We start from the raw sequence: 23,763 nt of genomic DNA, 5'->3' as shown, positions 1-23,763 counted from the left end.
GGCTCGTTGGGAGTATTCTTAGCAGGTGCAATTTGGTCGCTGTGTTATCGCAACTACAAATCTATAATACCTGGATACCTCAGTCATATCTTGGCAGATATTGCGATCGCTATTGTTGGCTGGGATTTGTTGTTTAACTAACCAAACTCTACTTTGGGGTAGATTAACAAAGTTTTTATCCTACTTAAGATATCAAACAGGATTTATATATATACACATCCGAGTATTAATTCTTAAAAGGTATTTTTAAATGCTTTGAATCTGCTCGAAATTGGAGGAAAAACTAATTATGGATTTTGGAATTAAAGGTAAAGTCGCACTGATTACGGGCGGTGACTCTGGTATTGGCAAAGCTACCGCCAAACTGTTAGCTGATGAAGGAGTCAAAATTGCTTTACTCGATAAAACTGCCGATAAGCTACAGTCAACGGTGGATGAGATTAATAAAATTGGCGAAGCGATGGGCGTAAGTGCCGATTTGACTAAGCTTGATGCAGTAGAAAATGCTAAAAAGCAGATTGTCGATCGCTTTGGTACGGTAGATATTTTAGTCAACTGTGCGGGAATAACTGGCGCGACCGACCCTTTTTTAGAACTAACTGACGAAGACTGGTATGAAACTATCGAGGTAGACTTTATGGCGGCGGTACGAGTCTGTCGGGCTTTTATTCCCCTGATGCAAAAGTCTGGTTGGGGAAGAGTTGTCTTAATTTCTTCAGAAGATGCCGTCCAGCCTTACACCGACGAAATGCCTTATTGTGCCGCTAAAGCAGCAGTATTGAATCTCTCGAAAAATTTATCTAAGTTCTTCGCCAAAGATGGTGTTTTGGTAAATGCTGTCTCTCCTGCCTACATTGCTACTCCCATGACCGACGCGATGATGGAGCAAAGAGCTAACGAAAACAATATGAGTTTTGATGAGGCAATTTCCACTTTCTTAAAAGAAAAACGTCCTCACCTAGAGCTACAAAGACGCGGTAAGGCACAAGAGGTAGCGGCAGTAATTGCTTTCTTATGTTCTCAGCATTCTAGCTTTGTCGTTGGTGCCAACTATCGTGTTGATGGCGGTTCTGTTGCCACGATGCACACCTAATATACGTGCAATTGGCGTTGCCATAATAGTGTAAGGGCGATTCGCGTTGGCGTAAGCCTTCTCGTAAGAGTATCGCCCCTACGGAGATTATGCTTTCGCTTCTGCTAAATAACGATGGACGAACATAATCGCAATCGAACCTTCCCCCACGCCAGAAGCCACTCGTTTGACAGAATTGTGGCGTACGTCGCCAGCGACAAAGATCCCAGGAACGCTGGTTTCTAATAAATAAGGATCTCGTTCTAAATGCCAGCCGCGAAAATGCTGGTGTTTTTTTAAGTCCGAACCTGCATAGATAAAGCCTTTTTCATCTTTAGCTACTACTCCATCTAGCCAATCGGTTTCTGGTTTGGCACCGATAAAAATAAACAAAGAGTTGGCATCTACTCGTTCTTTTTCTCCCGTATCGTTGTGCAATAAAGTTATAGCCTCCAGGCTTTTTTCGCCTTCTACTTCTACGACTTCTGTATAAGTCAAAACCTCAATATTATCAGTAGCTTCAATTTGGTCGATGAGATATTGCGACATACTTTTAGTTAGTGAATCTCCCCTAACCAACATCGTTACCTGGCGGGCATATTGTGAAAAGTACATCGCTGCCTGTCCCGCAGAATTAGCACCACCTACTAAATAAACGTGTTCGTCCTGACAAGAGATCGCCTCAGTTTTAGCCGCACCGTAATAAATACCCCGTCCAGTCAGGCGATCGCAACCTGGAAGATTCAATCTACGCCAGTGTACCCCTGTGGCAATTAGCAAAGCATGACAATTAATCTCGCTACCGTCGGCTAATTTGACGATGCGATAGGGATCTTCAACTCTCACTTCTACAGCTTCCTGGGGAGTTAAAATTTCTACGCCGAAGCGCTTGGCTTGGGTAACAGCCCTTCTAGCTAAGTCGTCACCACTCAACCCGACAGGAAAACCAAGATAGTTTTCAATGCGCGAACTCGATCCTGCCTGTCCCCCTGGTGCGGATCTTTCAATTGCTACCGTACTCAACCCCTCAGAAGCACCATAAACTGCTGCAGCTAAACCAGCAGGACCACCGCCAACGATTACCAAGTCGTAAAAAGGTTTTTCTGCTCTTGTTTGCAGACCGATTTTTGAGGCGACCTCGATGTTGGTAGGCTGTTCTAATCTGTCACCATTGGCAAATAGTACTAGTGGCAGCTTGGGACGATCGCCATTATTACCTACATAGTCAATCAGCTTTTCGGCTTCTGGTTCTAGTTCTACATCCAGCCACTGATAGGGAATTTGATTGCGGGCAAGAAAGTCTTTGACGCTATGAGAACAAGGCGACCAGCGATCGCCTATAACCCGTATACCTTCAAAAGCAGGGCGATACACTGCTAGCCAGTCATCTAAAAGATCGTCAAGAATAGGATATAGCTGTTCTTCTGGTGGATCCCAGGGTTTGAGCAGGTAGTAATCCAGTCTGGCAGAATTGATCGCTCTAATCGCCGCATCGGTGTCGGCGTAGGCAGTTAACAATACTCGTTTGGCTGCGGGAAACATAGGTGTTGCCCGTTCGATAAACTCTACACCGCTCATTTGGGGCATTCTTTGATCGGTGAGAAACAAAGCTACGGTTTCGTTGCGTAACTTTAGCTGTTCTAGGGTTTCTACTGCCGATGTTCCAGAGTTAGCACGTAAGATCCGAAAGCGACCGCCATATTGTTTTCTCAAGTCGCGAGCGATCGCACTTAAGACTTCTAAATCGTCATCTACCGTTAGTATCGTTGGTTTAGCCATAGCACAATTTATTTTTAGTAATAGTTAGGCAGCAGTTTCGGTATAAACCACTTCATAGAGATGAAATTCGTTCTCCGCCACACCTTCCCAGTAAGGAGATTTTTGAGTATTAAATCCAGGTTGTTTCTGCAATTCCTCGATCGCCTCTTTATTTTCCCAGTGTCCGTAATTAATCACGCGAGTACCATCCAAACTACGATGAAAAGTCGCCGAAACTAAACCTTTTTGTTTCATTGCTGGTTTGATGTGTTCTTTGGCTAATTCCACCATGCGCGGTTGTTTATCTGAGGACATCCTAAATTCGGCAAAGTGAGCGAAGTATTGTCGCTCAACAATTTTGGGCGTACCGACTTTTGACTCAGACGCGACAATTTCATAGACTTGAGAATCTGGTTTGCCTAATTTAAGCAATCCTTCGGCTTGCGCTTGAACTTCGGTATTAGCTATAAAAGCCTGATAAGCTTTTGAACTCTCCCATTGAGCGTAGTTAGCCACTTTAACTCCATCAATACTTTGATGCAAATTAGCTGAGACAAAACCAGGCTGGGTTTTGACCGTTTGCGTAAAGTTTTTAATTGCCTCGATTAATTTTTGCTGTAGTTCTGGTAAGACCTCAAAAATAATAATTACCGTAGTCAAACTATTATCTAAAGAAAGAGTAGCAGCCATTAATATTACTCCTGTAGTCGATCGTAAATTTAATAAACAACCAGAGGTTATAATTTTCGTACTAACCAGTCAAAAGCTTATAGTTTATAGCTTTTCTAAACCTCCTCCCGTCCTCTCATATCTATTTCGCTATGTTTTGCTAATTTGCAGGTCATCAATCTCCCTAAAAAAAAGTTGGTCATTTTAGAACCATAAGGAGAATTCCACCACCGCGAAGGATGACAACCTTCAGGTGCGTTCAAACTAAAATCCAAGTCTTTACACTTAAGCCAGCGGTTATTTTTACGCCATCCCAAATTTTCTCCCCATTGTTCGATTAACTGCTGGTTTTGTTCGACCGTACTATCTAAATTACCTCCTAATTTTTGATAGGCGTTTAGCTGAACGCTAAAACCAAAGCGACCGTTACTATATTTGCTCCACAGGCGATCGATTACCATTAGATCGTTACAGGGAAAATGTTGGATATCCTCTGGAGTTAGTTCTTCAATTTCTCGTTTTGATACTGCCAAAATTAATCTGATGGTTTCTTTATCTGCTTCAAACCAGTTTTCCTCGGCTAAATATTGCTGGAGATTTTTATATCTGTAGCGATCGCCAAGTAACATTAAATCGTCTTCTAACTCGCTCATTTTCTTGGGTAGAGCCGATATCGTTTCTAAACGTTCCTCAATTGCATCAAAGCGGCCAGTCATTTTGGTTAACTGTTCTTGAATGGCAGCTAGTTGTTTGGCAAGCTGTGAGGTAGTTATTTCCTGGCTTTCACTCATCGGTAGTTTCACTTATTTATTTAGTAAAAGGGTAACAAAATTAAGTCATAGTTTGACAATGCTAAATTTGCATAGTAATAGTAAATGTTGGACTAATTCTTTATTAATCTGTCTTTACATATAAAGTAAATTTAAGTCGATTGAGTTAAATTGGGATTAATTTAGGAATTTTTCTTTATAACGCAGCCAGCATTTTAGCCACCATACTTAGGTCAATCTACAAACTGTCACTTTAAGGTAGCTAAAACTATATAGATTGTTTAAACTATTAATTGTGTGTGAGGAGTAAGTGTAAGAGAGAAAAGCTTTGGGGTCGAAACACGGCAAGACTCCCAAAGCTTTTTTCTTTTTATGTTTTTTTAAGCTAAAAAAAGCGATCGCGCAACCGATCGCCCAAAACCAAAGTTGATTTTTAGTTAAACTTTTTATCTTCTACGTCTGCTAAAGCTTCTAGTTCTAGTTCTCATTCGACTGCGACTGCTACTGCCAAAGCTACTCGGACGCTGATATTGTTTCGAGGAAGATTTACCAGAAGAGCGCAAGGTGCTAGAACCAACACCAGAACCTGTAGCGCGGCTGTTGTTATTCGCTTTACTACCAAAAGTATTTCTATTACCAGACGCATTTCTAATGCTGCCAGTAGTTCTTAAAGTACGTCGATTTTGTACTGCTGCAGGTGGTGCATTATAGCGATCGCGATAGCTGTTGACAGCTTGAGAATAACTGCGACCATAGCCACCATAGCCCGTGATAATTCCTCCCGATTGATAAACTGGGGGTACATAGTAATGAGGTGTAAACAATAGGCTGCCGATGGCTTGTCCTGCTAAAGCACCAGCAAACGGAGTCCAAAAGTTTGATTCCCTTCTAACTACTACTGTTTCTGGTTGACCAGTTTGAGGATTACTAACGGTTTCGGTAACGTTGTGTACGTATTCAATTTTAAAATCTTCGGATAAATACATCACTGGTTGACCGCGATCGACTTGAAGATAAGTTTTTTTGCCATTAGTAATTTCTTCATCACTAAGACGCGCCATCTGTAGCTTATCCGTTTTTAATACTGGAGATGTTCCAGGAGGAGTATTAAGCAGCATCAAGCTGTATTCTCCCGTAGCATCATCATAAGTAGCCTGCTGCACGGGATATGTACCATCAACTATAGATGTTGGTGTAGAGGCAAGATCGGAACTTTTATTAAATACAGGTTGAGTCTGGGCTGAATTTGCCGTACCACAGCCAACTAAAGTACAGCACAAAGACAATGAAATTAATATAGCTACAATTTTTCGTAACATAATTCAAAAACAGTTACTTTTTTCTATTTTCTATAAATTTTATTGTAATTTATTGTAAAACTTTCTCTTAGCTAAAGACTTACGGTAATTACTGCAGGTTAAAAATTGCTCGATTAGTTTAAAAAGTAAAAAACTAGTTAAGAAAAATAGCTTAAGTAAAGCGATTGCAATTCAAAAGTTTCAAATTGTTTTTCAAATTGCCAATAACTAGTTCGAGAAAATAAAGTATTTTATGTCTATTTTAATTCCAAAGATAGATAGTTAATTTGTTTTACTGCCAAATTCATATAATTAATGCTTTAGAGTCTATCTAAAGATAGTACTTTTAAGTTTCATAATTATCTATTTCATTAGTTAGATGAAACTAATTAAAAATAATATTAATGTAAAAACTGTACAGACAAAAATTGTATAAATATTCAATTTAAAAAAATAGGAGGACTATTTTATGGTTTTAACAAGAATAGCAGACTTATATCCCGATTACAAACAGGATATTTTTGGTGGAGACGATATCAAAAGTTTTTCCGTGTATGCAGATACTAACGATAAAGTCGGTTCGGTACACGATATTTTGGTAGATGAAAGCGGACGCTTTCGCTATTTAGTAGTCGATACTGGATTCTGGTTCTTGGGCAAGAAAGTATTGCTACCTATAGGTCGTGCCAGCATTGATTATGGTCAAGAAAGAGTTTACGCTCAAGGTTTGACTAAGGATCAGGTAGAACATCTTCCTGAATATAGTGACGAGATGACCGTTGACTACGACTACGAAGAAAGAGTCAGAAATTCTTATAGAGGTGGTGCGGGATACGGCACTATGGGAACTACGGCAGGAACCGCTGCAACTATGGGAACTACGGCAGGAACTGCGGGAACTATGGGAAGCATGGGTACTACCAACACCATGGGTACTGCCAATACTATGAATTCTACCTACGATAATACAACCTATAGTTACGATCGCGATCCCGACTTGTATGGATTAAACGATCGCGACCATGATAATTGGCAAGGTTATCAAAACAGCTTTACCAGCAACAAAAATAACTTTAGAACTCAGCCAAACGTCAATCTCTACAAAATAAGAGATCTGTATCCAGATTACGAAAATGTTTTTGGTGAAGATCGCCTTACTAACTACTCTGCCTATAGCGATCGCGATGATAAATTAGGTTCGGTTCACGATATTCTCGTCGACCGCGATGGTAATTTCCGCTATCTGGTCATCGATACGGGTTTCTGGATTTTTGGTAAAAAAGTTTTATTGCCTATGGGTCGCGCTAGAATCGATCGCAGTCGCAACAGAATTTATGCCCAGGGATTAACCAAAGAACAAGCCGAAAATCTTCCTAAGTACGACAGCGACATGACTGTCGATTATGACTACGAAGAAAGAGTCAGAAATAGTTACAGAGGTAGTGCGGGTTATGGTACTACAGGCGCAGTAGACACTACCAGCCGAGTAGATGCTACTAATGCAGTAGATTCCTACAATCGCGATACCTATTCCTACGATCGCGAACCCAATTTATATGGTGTTAACGAACAAAATCACCAGAACTTGAAGCTTTATGAAGAACGCTTGATTGCCAACAAAGAGCGCTTTAGAACTGGTGCGGTAACAGTAGGCAAACGAGTTGAAACTGAAACTGCTAAAGTATCGGTTCCTGTAGAAAAAGAACGAGTAGTAATCGAACGAACTAATCCTACCGATACTACTGCAGTTACACCAGGAACGGCTAACTTCAATGAAGGTGAAGTAGCGAGAGTAGAAGTCTACGAAGAGACGGCAGATATCGATAAACAAGCTTTCGTACGCGAAGAAGTAAGCGTAAGAAAAGAAGTCGAACGCGATACGGTAACTGCTGAAGAACGTATTCGACGTGAAGAGTTAGATATAGACACTGACGGTAATCCAGTAGTAGATCGCTAATCGCTCTAGCAAGATTATCAGTTAATTTGAGGGGGAATAAAGACTATAAACTTTATTCCCCCAAATAACTTTAAACAACAATATTAAGAATTTAATTTAATGACATTCTTTTTATGGCTAATCTAGACGACCGAAGTCAAGCAAATCTCAGCTATTTAATCGATAAGTTAGGCAAACAATTAATTACTTATCGAGTCACAGACTCTAGCGGCGTTGTTATAGCTGAAGTTGCCGATCTTTATCGAGACGAGCGGAATAATTTATATTTATTAATTCAGTTAATCGAACAAACTTCAGATTCTAATTGGTATCAATTGAGCGAAAGTAATATCGCTTTAATTGACATGGAAAAACAAACTATAACAACTAATTTATCTTTACCAGAACTAACTAAATTACCTCTAGCAAACTCGTTATCTACATCTTTACCAATAGAATTTGAAAAAATTCCTTTATTAGAAGAAAAACTAACCGTCAAGCGTTATCGACGTAAAGTTGGCGAAATTGTGGTTCGCAAAGAAATTGAAACGCGGATGGTGCAAATACCTATTAGAAGTGAAAAGCTAGTTGTTGAAAGAGTTGGTGCAGAACCTGAAGTACTATCAGAAGTTGAGTTAGGAACAGAACGAGTTTTTTTAACTGACTCTCCAGAACTCGCCGCATCTTACAAAAGTAAATTTGTTAACATTGACACTGCCCGACAAATCTTACAGGCATTAGAGCGAGAAACTAATGATGAAGCCAAAGTAAGATTAGAAATAATTACTGCTGATGAAACCCAACGAAATATTTATCGGTCGATATGTCAGCGATTTTCTTAATTTAATTGCGATCGCCAGCTAGTGACCGTTCTAACTTGGGTAAAACTACAGTAAAAGTAGAACCAACTCCTAGTTTCGAGTTAACTGATATTTCCCCTTGTAACATTTTGACTAGCTGTTTGACTATTGCCAAACCTAGTCCTCTGCTTTCGGAATTGTAGTTTTGTTGGGGATTGACTCGGAAATAAGGTTCAAAAATACACGATTGATATTCAGGAGCGATGCCAATACCAGTATCGGCAATCTCGATCTTCAATCGATCGCTAATTTTTTCGCTCATCTGACAGATAACCTCAATTTTTCCCGACTCAGTATAGCGAATGGCATTAGTAACCAAATTAATTAATATTTGTTGAAGTCTGAGAGAATCGGTTACAAACTCTAAGGTTCTGGGTTGACAAGCTACAATTAGTTTTAGTTTTCGCCGATCGGCTAGCGGCTTGAGAGTTAAAAGCGTGTTATTAATCAGCGAGCAAACTTCAACTACTTCACAGTTTAAATTTGGCTTCTCCGACTGATAGCTAGCAAGTTCCAGATTATCGCTGATGATTCTTAACAGTTTTCTGCCTTGAGTTAGAACCTCCTCAATGTGTCTTAAATTAGCGGTAGATTCGTTATTTAATTTATCTTGTTGTGATTGTCGTAAAAACAAATCCGAATAGCCCAAAATTGAGGTAAGAGGAGTTTTCATTTCGTGAGTTAAATACGAAAAGTTATCCTGGTGTGCGTCTACTAAGCGAGTTAGTTCTTGATTGGTTAACAGTAGCTGATGCTGAAGTTGTCCTAGCTGTTTTAGCTTTTGCTCCATGTAGGTTTTAAAGCTTTGTGAAACTAAATGATCGAGAGAGACATCTATTGAGGTAATGATATTAACTATTTCAACTGGCGAACATTGAATTAATTCTGGTTTTAGTTCGGCAATGGCAATCTGACGTAGTAAAAAAAATTCTCTGGCTACTTCTTCGGGATTAAAATTTTGTTTGGCTCGCAAAACTCCATGAATATCAGCTTTTTGTTTCGATAAATTTTCAATTTTGGTATTGCCGTCAGCTACATTTTTAGCAATTGCTTTAAGAATAGCGGGAATACTATCTTGTAAACTTTGGTTGCTCAATCCTGAAGTGCTTTCAATTTCTCGTTCTTGCTTTAAAGATTCGAGCCATTGTTCGATAATCTTATTGGTTTTAGCAGTTAAAATACTTTCTACATCCATAAAAATAGACAATACACAATATTAATTAGATCGGGTTCGCTAATTTTTGCTTGTAGGGGGTATACCTCTGTTGGCTGAAGTTAAGAAAGAGTAGTTAACAAAACGATAATTTAAACCTGCGATTTTGAGGTTGGCTTGATACCTTAGTTCGATAAGTTTAGAATTGCTGGATTAATTAGCTACTACTAGCTATAAGTATAATTACTACCTTCTATTTACAATATCAAGAATGGTAAATCTAATTAGTGCAAGCAAAAAACTTTTCAAACACCAAAAAATTTTAACTAGACTAAGAATATAAACATATTTGCTTACTAAATTATTTCAGTGGAGTCAAAGTTTTTAGACAGTCGTTATTTAATTTTGCATGCGATAAGTAGAGATAAGCCGAACGTTATGACTGAGTCCGAAGGACTTGCTACGCAACCGCAACAAGGCTATAAAACTTTTTTAGCTGTAGATTTGAGCGATCGCCAGCAGAGAAGATGTGTAATTGAAATGTCGCCTCTACCTTTGGAAGACGAGAAATTTCTAATAAGCGAAGTTCGAGAAAAAAGTTCTGACAAAGGTGTTGCTCTCGATCGCCGCTCAAAATCGGTAGTTCATACTCCTATAAGACAGCGCATACAACAGAGGTTTAAAACTCTCCAACAGCTAAGTCAACAACAGCCGCAAATTCCTCAGATATACACTTATTTTTATACTTCAGACGCTTGTTATTTAGTTCGAGAACTAATTACAGGGATCGATCTGCAGCAAAAGATCTGCCATGAAGGAGTATTGCCTCCAGCGCAAGTCATACAAATTCTGTCCGAAATACTGCGGGTACTGGTAAAACTACACGATCGCAACTTAACTCACCAGAAAATCGCGCCAGAACATATTATTCTGCGAGAAAATAATTTACCCGTACTAGTAGGTTTTGGCAATATCGAGCGACAACTAACAACAACAGATTGCCAAGTCCAAGAATTGCCTATAGAAACTAATGAAAGTAATGATGTTGCGCCAAATTACTCTAGCAATACTGACTGCCAAGCCAAAGACATCTATAGTTTGGGATTAACCGCTATTTACTTGTTGACTGGTAAATCGCCCTCAGACTTATCTACTTTACCAACCAATAAAATTTATCTGCCAGAAACAATAACGACAATCACCCCTGATTTAGCGGCTATTATTAAACGGGCGATCGAGCTTCAGGCAAGTTATTCAGCTACAGAGATGCTTTCGGATTTGCAAGCTTTACCTCCGTTTCCATCTCAAAATGTTAATGCTACTGAAAGCTCTTTGACTTCTAATAAAAAACGAGAGCCTAAAACTCAAGCTATTGGTATTAATAAACTTGTAGTAGCTCTATCTTTATTAACAGTTGGAGTTGCAACTATCATAGTTGGCTTGCTTTTTTGGCAGCAGGAGCGAACTTGGTATCGAGCTTCTGACAATCCTCAACCTAAAGATGAAGAACTCTTACGTCTTCCTAGACCAAATGTCGCTTCACGCTCTGTTACTGTCGAGCCTCCAGAACCTGTTTCCGTTTCCCCATCGCAAGATATTCCAATTTTTGTTACGGGTATACCACAAAATCAGTTGCTTGAGGCTTTGGGAACACCACAAGCGATCGCCAGAGGTTTTTGGGGAAATAGTAATGCTTTGATTTATAAAAATGTTGTTGATGACACCGTTGATGTCAGTTATTTAGTAGATATAAATAGCGGTATTCTAAGACAAACCGAAATCGCTTTAGCTCAAACTTTGGGATTAAAAGTTATGCAGCAAGCTCTATCCGATTTATTGCAGGGTAAAACCAATCCTGCGATCGAAAAGGGACTCAGACAAGTGTACCAACGCCAAACTGATTCTTATACATTTGAAACAGAGCAATTAGAAGGAACTATAAAAAGAATACGAGAAGGTAAAGAAGACAACGTTTATATAGGAATTTGGGATAAAGATTTTCACTAGTGCCGCTGCGCGAAAGGCAATAGTAAAAAAAAGCTTTGAACTTGTTTGAGTTATAAAAATTATTGCTTTATCTGTTCGGTCACTTTTAAATAATTTTTTACTTTTGAGACAAAATACATTCGGTAGCGAGGATATCGTACCTACTATCGGAAAAAATAGAACAGCGGTCTATAAAGGCTGCTAAAGCTGGAGTGTTACCTTGTTGCAAACTTCTAGTAACTTCTCTGGTAATCGATTGATGTTGGGCGATCCAGCGATCGCCTTGCAGATATTCTACAGTAAAGCCAGATGTTTCTAAAAGCCAGAGATCGACATCGTATTTACGAATAAAGTTTTTAACTACTTCAATGTCTGGGCTATACTGTGCGGCTATGGTATCGATCGCTCTCTGACGAAAGGGAAAATAATAGCCTGTATGATAGGGAATGGCGTATTCCCGACTGGCTAAAATAGAACGTTTGGTAAAACTCGGAAGATTATCGGTTTCGGAAGTGAGAGAAGCAATTAAGGTATCTTTTGGTTGTCGCTGTAGAAATTGATAGAGTTCGGTAGCATCACCCGTAATGTATTGCGTCCAAACAAAACTTTTGGCAAAATAAGGATAAAAAATTAGTACGGCAGCCAAACAAAAAGCCGTAGCAATCGCCATTAAAGACTTTAACTTATTACTTTCTTTGATAAAAATCCCAAACAAAGATTCAAAAATCAGAGTAGTGACTATACTGGCAGCAAGTACGATCGCTATCTTAAGAGTATGTTGGGTATAGCGACTGGGAAGATGTAGTTTGAACAATACGGCATGAGCGATCGCAAACAGTAATAGAGAGACTATAATTAGCTCTGGCAAAACTTTAAGCTTAGAATTTAGTCTGGTAACACCAGGAAATATCCGAGGAAATTTTAGTATTACTGGTAACAAGATTGCCAAATAGGTCAAGGGAGGCATTAAAGCCGCGCTCAGTTTAATGCCGCTACGACTGCCGTTGAACCAAAAATCCCAAAGATTATCATCGAAAAATCCCGCTCTCGCTCCCGCTACAAATTCAGGCAGCTTTCTAGCTTGAGCTACGGTTATTACTGGAGCATATTCCGAACTAGAAATGGCGTATGGTAATAAAATTACCAAAGCAACGAGTAAACCGACGCAGCTTAGAATATAATTGCCTTTTTGCTTGCCGCGACTGAAAGGCAACAACTGCCAGATTAAAACTCCAGCAGCAATAAAGACTAGAGAAGGATAAAATAACCCCAACAGCGCGATACTAATAGCGACTCCCCAGAGCGATCGCTTTAGATAGTAATATAAAAATGCCAAAAACAAAGGAATGGCAAAGGCTTTAGGAGTTGCCGAAATCAAACCATCTTGCAACCACAAATTTTGATTGAGAATTGTGGCTGCGATAAATCCTCCCCAGGGAATTGGTAATAATTCTAGAAATATAGCAAAACTAAAACACGTCGTTATTAAGCCCAAACAAGTAGGAAGTAGTTTGTTGACTAAAAAAGGCTCGATAACGAACAAAGCTGGTACGGCATAGACGATTTTATAGCCTAAAGGAGCTACAGATTGAAAATAGTTGGCAATTAAATCGTTAGGAAATAGTTTGGGATCGAGAAAACGATACATCCAAAAAACGTGTTGTCTGGCATCATCTTGAACTATGTATTCGCTACCAAAAGCTTGTTTTAAAGCGATCGCGCCATACAACAAACTAAAAGCTATACTCAGCAGTAACCAAAATAAACAAATAGCCCGATATTTTCGCCCACCGTTTTTGGACAATTGGCTAAAAGCTACTTTTTCTCTGCCCAAAAAAAAGTAATAAATAAAGTCTTTCATTCTGGAAATAATACTGCATACCGCTTGAGCCAATAGTAAATTGCAGCTTCGTCTGGCGGTTTAGATATACAACGATAAGTATAGAAACAATACCGTCAATTGCATCTGAAAACTCATTTTAATATTTTCGCTATTTAAAACTATATCGAGTTCGCTCGCGGAGCGATCGCTCGAAATTTGTTTTACCTGAAATATATAAGCTACTATCAAAATTGTTTTTAGTTAAAGACTTAAATTATTTATTTTTGATAGTTTTATTTAGTTAACAGAACGCAATAATAATTGAATTTAATTATTATTATGTAGTTTTTAACTACTAGATCGCACACACTACAGATATAGTGTGTGCTTTATTTAATTATCTCAATTTATATTTAAATTTCTTAAAACACCATATAAACTCTCTCATTTTGTGTTGTTTGTAAAATAAGACAAAACTTGATACTATTTTTAGCCACTGTAATTATTTAGAAGTTTCGCACTCTGACCTTAATAAACCCGAATTAGTTTTGATTAACTACTTAAAGTAGTCGATCTACAAGAAAAATAAACATGCTCGATCTAAACGATTCATTAGTACATGAAGCTAACCGAATAGCCGATCGCTGGCGAAAAAACTTTGCAGGTATTCCACCTCTATTAAATTTTCCCCCAGAGCGAGCCAGACTAGTTGAAAATAATTTGGAGGCAAAAGGCGATCGCTACAATCGAAGCAAACAAGAGCGATTTATATTTTCTCAAAAATTAAGCCAAGCTATTAAAACAGTTGCTCGACAAGAAGATGTTACAGTTTCGCTATTCCTTTTATGTGCTTTTCAGGTTCTGTTGTACCGCTATACTGCTCGTGAAAATTTTGTAGTTAGCTGTTTGAGTTGGAGTGGCGATCGCGATAATAGATTAGATATTTTACCTGTAAAAGCAACGATAGAAGCTAGACAAAAGTTTAGAGAATTGTTAGTAGTTGCTAAAAACCAAATTTGTGAAGCACAAAAATATTTAAATACATCTTCAATCAGTTTCGATCTAGCTGTAAAGTCGGGAAAAACAGAATTTTCTCCCCTGTTTCAAATACTGTTTGGATTTAATAGCTTATCTGCTGAAGTTACATCTTCAAAAAAACTTCCCGAATCAAAATTCTTATTGGATATTACCGAAACAAAACAGCATTTGGTTTGTAGCGTCGATTGCGATCCCCAGTGGTTTGACACAGATACTATTAGCCGTGTAGGCGAAAACTATCAAGTGTTGCTAGATTCAATCGTTAGCTCTCCTCAAACCTCCATTGACTTTTTGTCTATAGTATCTACAACCAAACGAAAACAGATTTTAAACGATTGGAATCAAACTAACAAAGAAATTCAACCGCAATGTATTCATCAGCTATTTGAGGCACAAGTCAAGCAAAACCCAAAAGCAGTGGCAGTCATTTGTCAGGGACAACGACTTACTTATGGCGAATTGAATGCCCGAGCCAATAAACTAGCTCGCTATCTAAAAAAACTGGGGATCGAGTCGGGTTCTTTAGTTGGTTTGTGTATCGAGCGGTCGCTGGAAATGGTTGTAGGAGTGTTGGCTATTCTCAAAGCGGGAGGAGCCTACGTACCGTTAGATATTAGCAATCCACCCGCTAGACTGGCTTTTATTCTAGAAGATACTCAGATCGAGATATTACTCACCCAAGAAAGTTTACTCGCTAAGTTACCAACTAAAGTAGAACGTGCAGTTTGCATAGACCGCGACTGGCAGTCAATTACCCGACAAGCTTCAAACAACTTAGATAACGCCGTCAATGTTTCAGATTTAGCACATATAGTCTATACTTCAGGGTCTACAGGCAAACCAAAGGGAGTAATGTTGACTCACGGCAACTTAAGCCATTATGCCCAAGCCTTAGAGTTAGCTTTTGAGATAACTCCCGCAGATGTTTATCTTCATCGCGGTTCCATCGCTCTAATAGTTTCAGCCAGACAGTTGCTTATGCCTTTGACGCAGGGGGCGACGGTTGTTGTCGTCTCGCCAGCAGAAATAAAAGATCCTCTAGAGCTATTTAAACTTATCAAAAGATATGAAGTGAGTATAGTAGATCATGTTCCTTCATTCTGGCGTAACTGTTCGGGTATTTTAGACGGGCAAAACAGCAGTACCCGTAGTGATTTATTAGACAATCAGGTACGGTTGGTAGCCGCAGGAGGGGAACAGGTAACTCCAGAAATATATCAGTACTGGCGCGAAACATTTAAACCCGAAGTCAAATTAGCTAATATTTACGGTCAAACAGAAGGTACTGGTGTAGTTGCTATGTACCAAATACCTCACCAGATTGATTGGCAGTTTAGATCGCTGCCTGTGGGTTCTCCAATTCCCAACATGAAAGCGTACGTTTTGGACTCAAAGTTACAGCCCGTACCTATTGGAGTTGCGGCAGAAATTCATATTAGCGGTGCGGGAGTCGCTCGCGGTTATCTCAATCGTCCCGAACTAACTGCTAAAAAGTTTGTAGACAATCCCTATGTACCTGGAGAACGTCTGTATAAAACAGGAGATTTAGGACGCTTTTTAGCCGACGGCTCGATTCAGTTTCTCGGACGAATCGATCGCCAGGTTAATATTCAAGGACTGCGGATCGAACTAGGAGAAATTGAAGCAGTGTTAGCTCAACATAAATTGGTTCGAGAAGCAGCCATAGTTGTCCGTCAAAACAAATTAGGCGAATATTTGGCTGGCTACATCGTACCCAATGCAGACAAGCAGCTAACAGCAGAGACTTTAAAAAGTTATCTGCAAGAGAAATTACCCAGCTATATGATACCTAGAACTTTTGTTTTTGTAGATACTTTTCTATTAACTACGAGCGGTAAAGTAGACTATCGCACTTTGTCACAACTCAAACTAGATAAACCATCAAAATTAATTGACGTGCCTCGCGATCGCTTGGAAACAGAAATCATTGAGATGTTAGAAGATATTTCGGGTATCGAACCAATTAGCCTTAGAGATGACTTTATTGAATTAGGCGGGAACTCTTTACTTGCAGCGCGTTTGGTTACTGAAATAGAAAATAGATACGCTCAGAAAATCTCTATATCTGCAATTTTTCAAACCTCAACTCCAGAAGCTTTAGCAGCACTAGTCAGGCAAGAGAAGAAAACTGGTTATCCTAAAAGTTTTGTACCAATTAAAGATGGTAATTCTTCACTAGTTTTGTTTGGCATTCATAATTTAGGTTACGGGCTAGAACTATATCTTCCTCTAGCTCGATATCTAGGCGAAAAAATAAATCTCTATGGATTATCATCCTCGTTTAGCAATGAACCCGACACACCTCACTTTAGAGATATTGTTAATTTAGCAGAGTACTATACTCGCGATATTCAACAAATTCAGCCCCAGGGACCTTATCATTTAATGGGAATATCTTTTGGCGGTATTATTGCTTTTGAAATTGCTCGACGACTTATAGCCAGAGGACATGAAGTCAAGTTTTTGGGATTAGTAGATACTTACTATCCACGCTCGAACACAGCTTTCCAGGATTTTTCTCTACAACAGCGAATGTTGGCACATTTGCAAAAAGTTCGTACCAAAGGATTGAGCCATGTCAAAAATCGTATTAAATGGAGGCTCGGAGCAACCGCAAATAACACTCTGTATTGGTTGTATAAAATCGATTGGCTACGAGAAAATTTTGTCGATCGCACGAGTCGTAATTATGCACAAATTCAATATATTCAGCAGCAACGGGAACACCATCGAGTAAATAAAGACTATGCAATCCGCCCGTGTGCGGTAAAAATTAATATGTTTCGCGCTGCCGATGATATAGACACCAAGTTAGATTGGCAAAAAGTAGCTGAGCTAGGTTTAGCTATTGAAGATATTCCTGGAGAACATATGGAAATCCTTGAAGAACCTCAAGTTCGAGTATTAGCCCAGAAAATTCAAACGGCATTGCGACGCTTGACAGAAAATGCAGTGAACAATGAACAATGAACACTTAGCAGTTAAACTCTTATTGTTCATTGCTAATTGCTCATTGCTCATTGATAAGATGTGGCTTCTGCTAAAGGCAAAATAATGGTAACTGTGGTTCCTTGAAATTCACCAGCACTGTATAAAGAAATTTTGCCGTTCATCAGTTCGACAAGATTGCGAGAAATAGCCAAACCCAAACCCGTACCGCCGAACTTTCTAGTAGTAGAACCATCTACCATTACAAAAGGATGAAATAAACGCTCTTGTTTGCCGATATCGATGCCAATTCCCGTATCTTTAATAACGATCGCCACTAAAGAATTACTAATTTGTTCTCTAGTTTTTAAAAGTGCTGTTTTATCGCTCTCTTCAGTATTGGCATCAGTAGCTAAAGTTTCAGTAGAACTTTCTCGTTCATTAGATGAAGCGGAGTAAAAGTTACCAACTTCTTCGTCATGAGATGAATAATTGTTCGCTTTTAGTAACAGAGATTTCGGCTGCGTGCTTGTTACCAATTCAGATTCAATAACATTAACAGTAATTTCAATGCTGCCAAATTCGGTAAATTTAACCGCATTACTAACAATATTAATTAATACTTGTTTTAGTTTGGCAGGATCGGCAAGAACATAAAGCTCGCGATTCCAAACAGGAGTTCTAAAACTTAGAGCTTTTTTTTGAATGGGAACTTTATGTAACTCTACAACCTCGTTAATTATCTTGCGTAAACTAACCCGTTCGAGTTCTACAGATAGTTTGCCCGCTTCAATTTTAGAAAGATCGAGAATATCATTAATAATTTCTAACAGATGTAGTGCGGCAGCATCAGCCTGCTGTAAAAATTCCCGTTCCTCTTCTTTGCTATCGCAACATTCGTCTTTGACAATTCGTACGCAGTTAATGATGCCATTGAGAGGGGTTCTCAATTCGTGGGAAGTAGTCGCCAAAAATTCACTTTTCAGGCGATCGGCGTTTTTAGCTTCTTGCCAGGCAGAGACAATTTCTGCTCCCCAGGCTCTTAGTCGATCGACCATTTCGTTGAGTGCCAGGGACAACTGCTGAAACTCGCGAATGGGAAAATCTTCGGGCAGGCGATCGCTCGAATCTAATAGTTCTTTTTTAAAAGCATAATCTCTAAGCTGCTCTAGAGGGCGAGCTAGTTCGCGAGATACATATACGGTAAAAAGTATCGAACCAATAATTAAGCCGACAGTCATTCCCACTAAAGCACGCCGAATAGTTTTAAGCGGTTCTAAAGCAGCATTTACGGGAGTAACGGCCAAAACCATCCATTTTTGCTGTCGATCTTGAGTTAGAGGACTGGCGATCGCGCTATAGCCTACAATTAGTTCGACACCATCTTGCTCCAGATAATATAAACGTTCTAAATCGCGAGACTCAGCTGAATCAGAAGTAGCTTTCTCTAGCAAATCATTGAGTTTTTGTACGTCGGGCATTTGCTGAATATTACGTCCGACCTTTTGTACCAACGGATGTGCCAGGATAATCCCGTCTTGATCGATCACTACAGGATAACCATTTAAAGAACCAGGCTCGATATTTTCTCGATCTAGCACTGCTGATTTGACGCTTAGAGCATAGCGTAACTGACCTTGGCGATCGTAAACGGGTGCCGTTAGCCAAAGTTTTAACTGGCTTTGAAATGGTTGTTCGCCAACACTACTTACTTCTTGGATCGTAGATTTGGAAGGAAGCAGCAGCTTGACATCAATCTGTTCTGTAGTGGTAAGAAGTTGCGATTGAGTTCTACTCCACAAGCTGGCATCTACTTTCATCGTCTCATCACAAGTAGTAGCGGTGACGCGATTTAGCAGTAAATCGTGGAGCTGTACGCATAAAATATTAGTAGGTAATACCTGGGATAGTCGATCTATAAAGGGCTGATAATCTGCTGACTCAGATTTTAAAATTGCCACATCGCTAATCGAAGCCAAATTAGAACGAAGCGATTCAACTGATTGTTCGATGCTGTCTCCTTTGCGCTCTGCACTTTCAGTTAAATTCTGACTGGCGGTTTTAGAAAAAGCCGCACGAGCGCGGTCGTAGGTAATCCAAACTCCTACCAAGAGCACAGGTATACTCACTGATACAAAACGTGTAAATAATATGCGACGAAAGGAAGATTGACCTGATGCCATAGTGGAAGATGTTTGGCTGGCTTTCAATATCAATATAGATCCAAATGTAAATGATGTACTTTACTGTACTAAATTGTAATATCGCAATTTATTTGCCAATCTACAACTACCAAGTTTAACCAAATTTAACTGAGGTTTACGATCTTGTCTCGTCTTCATACTATTGTCATTCTTGCTATGAGTGCCGATGGCAAAATTGCCGACAAATCGCGCTCTCCCGCTCGTTTTGGTTCGACGATTGATAAGGCTCATTTAGAAAGCCAAATTGCTTTGGTAGATGGAGTCATTTTTGGTGCTGGTACTTTGCGCGCCTATGGTACTACTAAATTGATAAGCGATCGGCAATTGTTGCAAGCGAGAAAAACGCGATCGCAACCTCTTCAACCAGTTCAAATTGTAGTTTCTGCTACGGGAAATCTTGATCGCGATCTACGGTTTTTCCAGCAGCCAGTACCTCGATGGTTACTAACTACCGTGCAAGGAGCAAAACTTTGGCGCAACTGCGATCGATTCGATCGCCTAATAATTGGCAATGGTAATTCTTTTAACTGGCTAGATGCTTTTAGTCAATTACAGCAATTAGGCTTAAACAAAATCGCCGTTTTAGGAGGCGCAGAATTAGTAGCTTCTTTATTAGCTGAAGATTTAATCGACGAACTCTGGCTGACAATCTGCCCAATTATTCTAGGCGGCAAAAATGCTCCTACGCCCGTAGCGGGAATTGGTTTTACCGAGACTCAAGCAAAAAAATTGCAATTGCTAGAAGTAAAACAAATAGAAACAGAAGTTTTCTTACATTACGCAGTTACCTGAAAGGACTTATAAATTTAGGTTTACAGTAATGTTTATCGATCTTAATAACAAGTCGTACTTAATTCGACAGGCAACAAAATCAGATCTAGATCTTCTCGATCGCCTGTACACCGAAAATATGAAAGGCTATGTCGAGCGAGTCTATCCCTGGAATTCCAAACTATTTAGAGATAAATTCGTTCCTCTAGAGTACCTAGTCCTGGAATGCAATCGCCAAATTGTTGGATTTTTCAAAATAGTTTTCGAGCGAGAGAATATTTATTTAGCTGAAATCCAAATTTGCTCGGAGTATCGAAATCGTGGCATTGGTACCGATTTACTTAGCTCGATAATACAACAGTTTGGTACCACAAATAGAATTTGGCTTAAAGTTATTAAAGGCAATCCTGCAATAAATTTATATCGAAGATTGGGATTTAAAGTTTTTGCAGAATCTAAAACTCACTTGCAAATGGAATTATTATCGCAAGCTTCAAATTAAATGGCATTAAATTAAGCTAGATGTTTTCTTATCTCAAACCTAACTACGTAACGATCGCTCGTCGCCGACACTTTAGTTTTGCAGGGCAAATTTATCCTTCGGTAAGTAAAATTTTAACCGCAACCAAACCAGAACGCGATCGCCAGGCTTTGCAAAGGTGGCGGAAACGTGTGGGCTATCAACAAGCACAAAAAATTAGCACTGCTGCCTGTCAGCGCGGGACTTCATTACATACAGCAATAAAATATTACCTCGAAGGCAAACCTTTACCAGAAGATGTGGAAGATAATGTTTTTTGGCACTCTATTACACCAGTATTAACCGAAGTATCTAAAGTTCATCTAGTCGAATCTGCAGTTTACCATCAAGAGTGTCGGTATGCTGGTGTTGTTGACTGTCTGGGAGAATGGGAAAGTGATTTGTGCGTATTTGATTGGAAAACAGCTTCTAAACCCAAAAAAATTGAATGGATAACGGACTATTGTTTGCAGGTAACAGCTTACACGGCGGCTATCGCTAGCTTGTATAACGTCAACGTCGATCGCGCCATTATTGCCATTGCGTTAAGCGATCGCGAGGCACAAACTTTTCATTTAAATAGTGAAGAGCTTAATGATTATTGGCAGCAGTTTAATGAGAGATTGCGCCTTTATCAAAGTCTGCCATAAATAATTTAAGCGATCGCCTGCTAAAAATATAAATTTAGCTTATCTTAAATATTATATTTATATATACTCAGCCAGCAGACATCCTATTACGTCTATGAACTTTGTTACCAATATTTTGCACATCCTTGGTTCTGGTGCAACAGCCTACATTCTGGCAAATCGATTACGCGATCGCGCCACTCGCGCCAATACACTAGCGGGGTTTCAACTAGCCGAATCTGGAGCGGTACCTTTTTTAACCAAGCTCTCCGAACGAGCCGCCACCGAAGGAGATACATGGCTGGCAGAGAAATTAGCTATTCACGCTGCCGACGAAAAGCGTCACGGACAAATATTTGCTTATGGACTCAAGCAAATGGGCAAACAGGTAATGGATGCCGAAGAGTTAAAACAACAAAGAGAATCGGAACTAGAACAAAAACCCAGTCCTTTTTTTGCCAACTACTATCGCAATTACACTCCTGAAGATCTTAAAGCCGAAAACATTGACTGGCTAGCGTTTATGGGCAGTACCTATATTTTAGAGTTAGATGCCAGTAAAGACTTCGTGCGGATGGCAAACGCTTTACCCGAAGACGAACCCCAAAGCCACAAACTAAAACAAAGTATTCTCAGCGTTGCCCAAGACGAAACTAGACACGCAGCTTACCTTTATGAAGCTTTACACCGTCGTTTAACTGCTAGTAAAGTTGAAGAAATAGTTGAAGACTGGCGCAAGCGTAAGGTAGATTCTATGTTCGCTATGGTAGGTGACATGATTAGCAACGGTGGTAATTCTCGCTCTTTAGTTAAAGATGGCACACCTGCTAAAGGTAAGGAGAAAATATCGGAATTAGTCAAAGCCTAAAATAGTTAAAGTTAGAGTAGGGCGGGCAAATTCGTGGCAATTATCGGCAATTGTCACGAATGCTTTTTCTTTGCCCACCTTACAATTAATAATTAGTGAATCACTTTACCTTTTTGGCTTTCCTAACCATTTATTGCAGAGAAAGAAATTCTATTTTTGGTAAGGATTATATTAGTAATTGTGCGATCGCATCAATAGTGCAATTACAAAAACCGAAAATATGAAGATTGCCAGCAAAAAACTACGGCGTACTTTACAGAGAATTGCAATTGCTATTGGAGGAACTACATTTTTAATTGCTTTAATTTTAGTAGTCGAATATTTCTTTGGCAACAAACCAACTTGTAACACAACAGAAGCTTGGATTCTCTGTCACATTCGAGAATCGACGCTACTGAACTTAGTAGAAGACTTTAGTATTTTGGTAGCAGTCTGGCTATTTTTTCTCGAAGCTCCAGAACGAAGCAAACAAGCACATTACGAAGCCTGGAAAACTATCGATGCGGCAAATGGATTGAGAACTAGCTATGCCAGATTTCAAGCTTTACAAGATTTAAATGAAGATGGAATCAGCATTAAAGGTTTAAACGCACCAGAAGCCGATCTAAGAGGGATTAATCTAGCTGGTGCAGACTTAAGCCATGCCTATTTATCAGGTGCCGATCTCAGCTTTGCCAATCTTGCCTACGCTAATTTGAGCCACGCTAATTTAGTCGAAGCTAAATTAAATAATGCCAATCTCAGCCATACCCATCTGACTGCGGCAGATTTGTCTGATGCAGATTTAATCGAGACAAATTTACAAAGTACAGATTGTGTTGGCACGGATTTTGTAGGAGCTAATTTTACTAGAGCCAATCTGTCTCAGGCTTATTTAGGTGACGTTAACTTGTCTCAGGCTTGTTTGCACCATGCTAATCTCAAACAAACCAAATTCTTTGGTATCGAGCATTTAACTGTAGAACAGGTAAATGCTGCTAATTTTTGGCAGGAAGCAATTTTTGACACTAAAATGACTGCCAAACTAAATCAGAAATAGCTATTAAATAAGTAGAAAAATAGGGGAGGCTTTTTAATTAGTTGTTAGTTGTTAGTAGACAGCTTTACTCAAACCGACTGGTTACTTTACCCAATATATATTTTAAATTTACCGTACCAAAAGTTCGACTGTCGGTACTTTCAGTGAAATTATCTCCCTTTAAAAACAGGCTACCATCTTCCATTACTAAGGCAATTCGCTTAACTACAGTCAATCCCGAACGGAAAGGATGAGTCGCAACTACAATATCTCCAATTTGGGGAACGCGGTTTTGATAGGCATGGCGATCGATTAAAATTTCTTCTCCTGGTTGCAATAGAGGCTGCATCGAATTTCCCGTAACTCGAAACCGCTTGCGGCGACGCAATAACCAAAGCAATAATTCTCGAAAATTACTTGTGGGTAATGTTTTCATATCTTC

18 protein-coding genes are annotated in these 23,763 nt (G+C 39.4%); 10 read left to right on the top strand and 8 right to left on the bottom strand.

Going from position 1 to position 23,763, the window contains the following annotated elements; translation table 11 throughout:
* The first annotated feature begins 289 nt into the window (after positions 1 to 289).
* Entirely contained in the window at positions 290 to 1,093 is an 804-nt protein-coding gene (locus KV40_RS07035) for an SDR family NAD(P)-dependent oxidoreductase (protein WP_036479327.1), read from the top strand.
* Between the two features lie 87 nt (positions 1,094 to 1,180).
* Here the strand turns inward: KV40_RS07035 and KV40_RS07030 are convergent, their stop codons facing one another.
* From KV40_RS07030 to KV40_RS07015, 4 genes are all read right to left on the bottom strand, one after another.
* Positions 1,181 to 2,851: an FAD-dependent oxidoreductase gene (locus KV40_RS07030; RefSeq protein WP_036479325.1), complete on the bottom strand. Its 1,671-nt coding sequence runs from the start codon at positions 2,849 to 2,851 to the stop codon at positions 1,181 to 1,183.
* Between the two features lie 24 nt (positions 2,852 to 2,875).
* The gene (locus tag KV40_RS07025) at positions 2,876 to 3,520 is read right to left on the bottom strand and encodes an antibiotic biosynthesis monooxygenase (protein ID WP_036479324.1); all 645 of its coding nucleotides are present in this window, start codon (positions 3,518 to 3,520) and stop codon (positions 2,876 to 2,878) included.
* Between the two features lie 95 nt (positions 3,521 to 3,615).
* Entirely contained in the window at positions 3,616 to 4,290 is a 675-nt protein-coding gene (locus KV40_RS07020) for a GUN4 domain-containing protein (protein WP_052055436.1), read from the bottom strand.
* A gap of 425 nt (positions 4,291 to 4,715) precedes the next feature.
* Positions 4,716 to 5,588: a hypothetical protein gene (locus KV40_RS07015; RefSeq protein WP_036479323.1), complete on the bottom strand. Its 873-nt coding sequence runs from the start codon at positions 5,586 to 5,588 to the stop codon at positions 4,716 to 4,718.
* Between the two features lie 448 nt (positions 5,589 to 6,036).
* On the opposite strand from KV40_RS07015, the gene KV40_RS07010 reads away from it, so the two are divergent.
* Both KV40_RS07010 and KV40_RS31925 read left to right on the top strand, forming a co-directional pair.
* A complete protein-coding gene (locus KV40_RS07010) occupies positions 6,037 to 7,524 on the top strand; it encodes a DUF2382 domain-containing protein (RefSeq protein ID WP_036479321.1) in 1,488 nt (495 codons plus the stop codon).
* 113 nt (positions 7,525 to 7,637) lie between these two features.
* Positions 7,638 to 8,345, top strand: a complete 708-nt coding sequence (locus KV40_RS31925) for a DUF2382 domain-containing protein (protein WP_052055435.1) — start codon at positions 7,638 to 7,640, stop codon at positions 8,343 to 8,345.
* Between the two features lies 1 nt (position 8,346).
* On the opposite strand, the gene KV40_RS07000 is transcribed toward KV40_RS31925, so the two are convergent.
* Positions 8,347 to 9,558 carry a HAMP domain-containing sensor histidine kinase gene (locus KV40_RS07000; RefSeq protein WP_036479320.1) on the bottom strand — a complete coding sequence of 404 codons (1,212 nt, stop codon included), beginning with the start codon at positions 9,556 to 9,558 and terminating at the stop codon, positions 8,347 to 8,349.
* Positions 9,559 to 9,954: 396 nt separating this feature from the next.
* Between KV40_RS07000 and KV40_RS06995 the strand changes: the two genes are divergently transcribed.
* A complete protein-coding gene (locus tag KV40_RS06995) occupies positions 9,955 to 11,523 on the top strand; it encodes a protein kinase (protein WP_036479319.1) in 1,569 nt (522 codons plus the stop codon).
* Positions 11,524 to 11,620: 97 nt separating this feature from the next.
* Here the strand turns inward: KV40_RS06995 and KV40_RS06990 are convergent, their stop codons facing one another.
* Positions 11,621 to 13,363 (bottom strand): hypothetical protein, encoded by a 1,743-nt coding sequence (locus KV40_RS06990; protein ID WP_052055434.1) that lies wholly within the window; start codon positions 13,361 to 13,363, stop codon positions 11,621 to 11,623.
* Positions 13,364 to 13,915: 552 nt separating this feature from the next.
* Here KV40_RS06990 and KV40_RS06985 point away from each other — a divergent pair.
* Positions 13,916 to 17,353: an amino acid adenylation domain-containing protein gene (locus tag KV40_RS06985; protein ID WP_036479318.1), complete on the top strand. Its 3,438-nt coding sequence runs from the start codon at positions 13,916 to 13,918 to the stop codon at positions 17,351 to 17,353.
* Between the two features lie 47 nt (positions 17,354 to 17,400).
* Here the strand turns inward: KV40_RS06985 and KV40_RS06980 are convergent, their stop codons facing one another.
* Positions 17,401 to 19,440: an ATP-binding protein gene (locus tag KV40_RS06980; RefSeq protein ID WP_253274183.1), complete on the bottom strand. Its 2,040-nt coding sequence runs from the start codon at positions 19,438 to 19,440 to the stop codon at positions 17,401 to 17,403.
* Positions 19,441 to 19,638: 198 nt separating this feature from the next.
* Here KV40_RS06980 and KV40_RS06975 point away from each other — a divergent pair, with 198 nt between their 5' ends.
* From KV40_RS06975 to KV40_RS06955, 5 genes are all read left to right on the top strand, one after another.
* Positions 19,639 to 20,307, top strand: a complete 669-nt coding sequence (locus KV40_RS06975; protein WP_216595553.1) for a RibD family protein — start codon at positions 19,639 to 19,641, stop codon at positions 20,305 to 20,307.
* A 28-nt stretch (positions 20,308 to 20,335) separates the two neighbouring features.
* Positions 20,336 to 20,788: a GNAT family N-acetyltransferase gene (locus KV40_RS06970; RefSeq protein WP_036479312.1), complete on the top strand. Its 453-nt coding sequence runs from the start codon at positions 20,336 to 20,338 to the stop codon at positions 20,786 to 20,788.
* Positions 20,789 to 20,808: 20 nt separating this feature from the next.
* Positions 20,809 to 21,456 carry a PD-(D/E)XK nuclease family protein gene (locus tag KV40_RS06965; RefSeq protein ID WP_036479310.1) on the top strand — a complete coding sequence of 216 codons (648 nt, stop codon included), beginning with the start codon at positions 20,809 to 20,811 and terminating at the stop codon, positions 21,454 to 21,456.
* 94 nt (positions 21,457 to 21,550) lie between these two features.
* Positions 21,551 to 22,303 (top strand): ferritin-like domain-containing protein, encoded by a 753-nt coding sequence (locus KV40_RS06960; protein WP_036479308.1) that lies wholly within the window; start codon positions 21,551 to 21,553, stop codon positions 22,301 to 22,303.
* Between the two features lie 220 nt (positions 22,304 to 22,523).
* Entirely contained in the window at positions 22,524 to 23,342 is an 819-nt protein-coding gene (locus KV40_RS06955; RefSeq protein ID WP_036479306.1) for a pentapeptide repeat-containing protein, read from the top strand.
* A 64-nt stretch (positions 23,343 to 23,406) separates the two neighbouring features.
* Here KV40_RS06955 and sodX read toward each other — a convergent pair whose 3' ends face one another.
* The gene (gene sodX / locus KV40_RS06950) at positions 23,407 to 23,757 is read right to left on the bottom strand and encodes a nickel-type superoxide dismutase maturation protease (protein WP_036479305.1); all 351 of its coding nucleotides are present in this window, start codon (positions 23,755 to 23,757) and stop codon (positions 23,407 to 23,409) included.
* Positions 23,758 to 23,763: the final 6 nt, after the last annotated feature.

It is taken from the genome of Myxosarcina sp. GI1 (assembly GCF_000756305.1).
In the GTDB taxonomy this organism is placed as follows: Bacteria; Cyanobacteriota; Cyanobacteriia; order Cyanobacteriales; family Xenococcaceae; genus Myxosarcina.
The sequence above is the reverse complement of the archived record's forward strand: the minus strand, read 5'-3'. Positions and strand labels throughout refer to the sequence as shown.

Excerpts from the sequence above, each read along its gene's own strand:
- sodX (WP_036479305.1), bottom strand. The coding sequence starts at position 23,757 with ATGAAAACATTACCCACAAGTAATTTTCGAGAATTATTGCTTTGGTTA.
- KV40_RS06990 (WP_052055434.1), bottom strand. The coding sequence starts at position 13,363 with ATGAAAGACTTTATTTATTACTTTTTTTTGGGCAGAGAAAAAGTAGCT.
- KV40_RS06960 (WP_036479308.1), top strand. The coding sequence starts at position 21,551 with ATGAACTTTGTTACCAATATTTTGCACATCCTTGGTTCTGGTGCAACA.
- KV40_RS07025 (WP_036479324.1), bottom strand. The coding sequence starts at position 3,520 with ATGGCTGCTACTCTTTCTTTAGATAATAGTTTGACTACGGTAATTATT.
- KV40_RS06985 (WP_036479318.1), top strand. The coding sequence starts at position 13,916 with ATGCTCGATCTAAACGATTCATTAGTACATGAAGCTAACCGAATAGCC.
- KV40_RS06970 (WP_036479312.1), top strand. The coding sequence starts at position 20,336 with ATGTTTATCGATCTTAATAACAAGTCGTACTTAATTCGACAGGCAACA.
- KV40_RS06965 (WP_036479310.1), top strand. The coding sequence starts at position 20,809 with ATGTTTTCTTATCTCAAACCTAACTACGTAACGATCGCTCGTCGCCGA.
- KV40_RS07000 (WP_036479320.1), bottom strand. The coding sequence starts at position 9,558 with ATGGATGTAGAAAGTATTTTAACTGCTAAAACCAATAAGATTATCGAA.
- KV40_RS06955 (WP_036479306.1), top strand. The coding sequence starts at position 22,524 with ATGAAGATTGCCAGCAAAAAACTACGGCGTACTTTACAGAGAATTGCA.
- KV40_RS07030 (WP_036479325.1), bottom strand. The coding sequence starts at position 2,851 with ATGGCTAAACCAACGATACTAACGGTAGATGACGATTTAGAAGTCTTA.
- KV40_RS07020 (WP_052055436.1), bottom strand. The coding sequence starts at position 4,290 with ATGAGTGAAAGCCAGGAAATAACTACCTCACAGCTTGCCAAACAACTA.
- KV40_RS07015 (WP_036479323.1), bottom strand. The coding sequence starts at position 5,588 with ATGTTACGAAAAATTGTAGCTATATTAATTTCATTGTCTTTGTGCTGT.
- KV40_RS07035 (WP_036479327.1), top strand. The coding sequence starts at position 290 with ATGGATTTTGGAATTAAAGGTAAAGTCGCACTGATTACGGGCGGTGAC.
- KV40_RS06995 (WP_036479319.1), top strand. The coding sequence starts at position 9,955 with ATGACTGAGTCCGAAGGACTTGCTACGCAACCGCAACAAGGCTATAAA.
- KV40_RS07010 (WP_036479321.1), top strand. The coding sequence starts at position 6,037 with ATGGTTTTAACAAGAATAGCAGACTTATATCCCGATTACAAACAGGAT.
- KV40_RS31925 (WP_052055435.1), top strand. The coding sequence starts at position 7,638 with ATGGCTAATCTAGACGACCGAAGTCAAGCAAATCTCAGCTATTTAATC.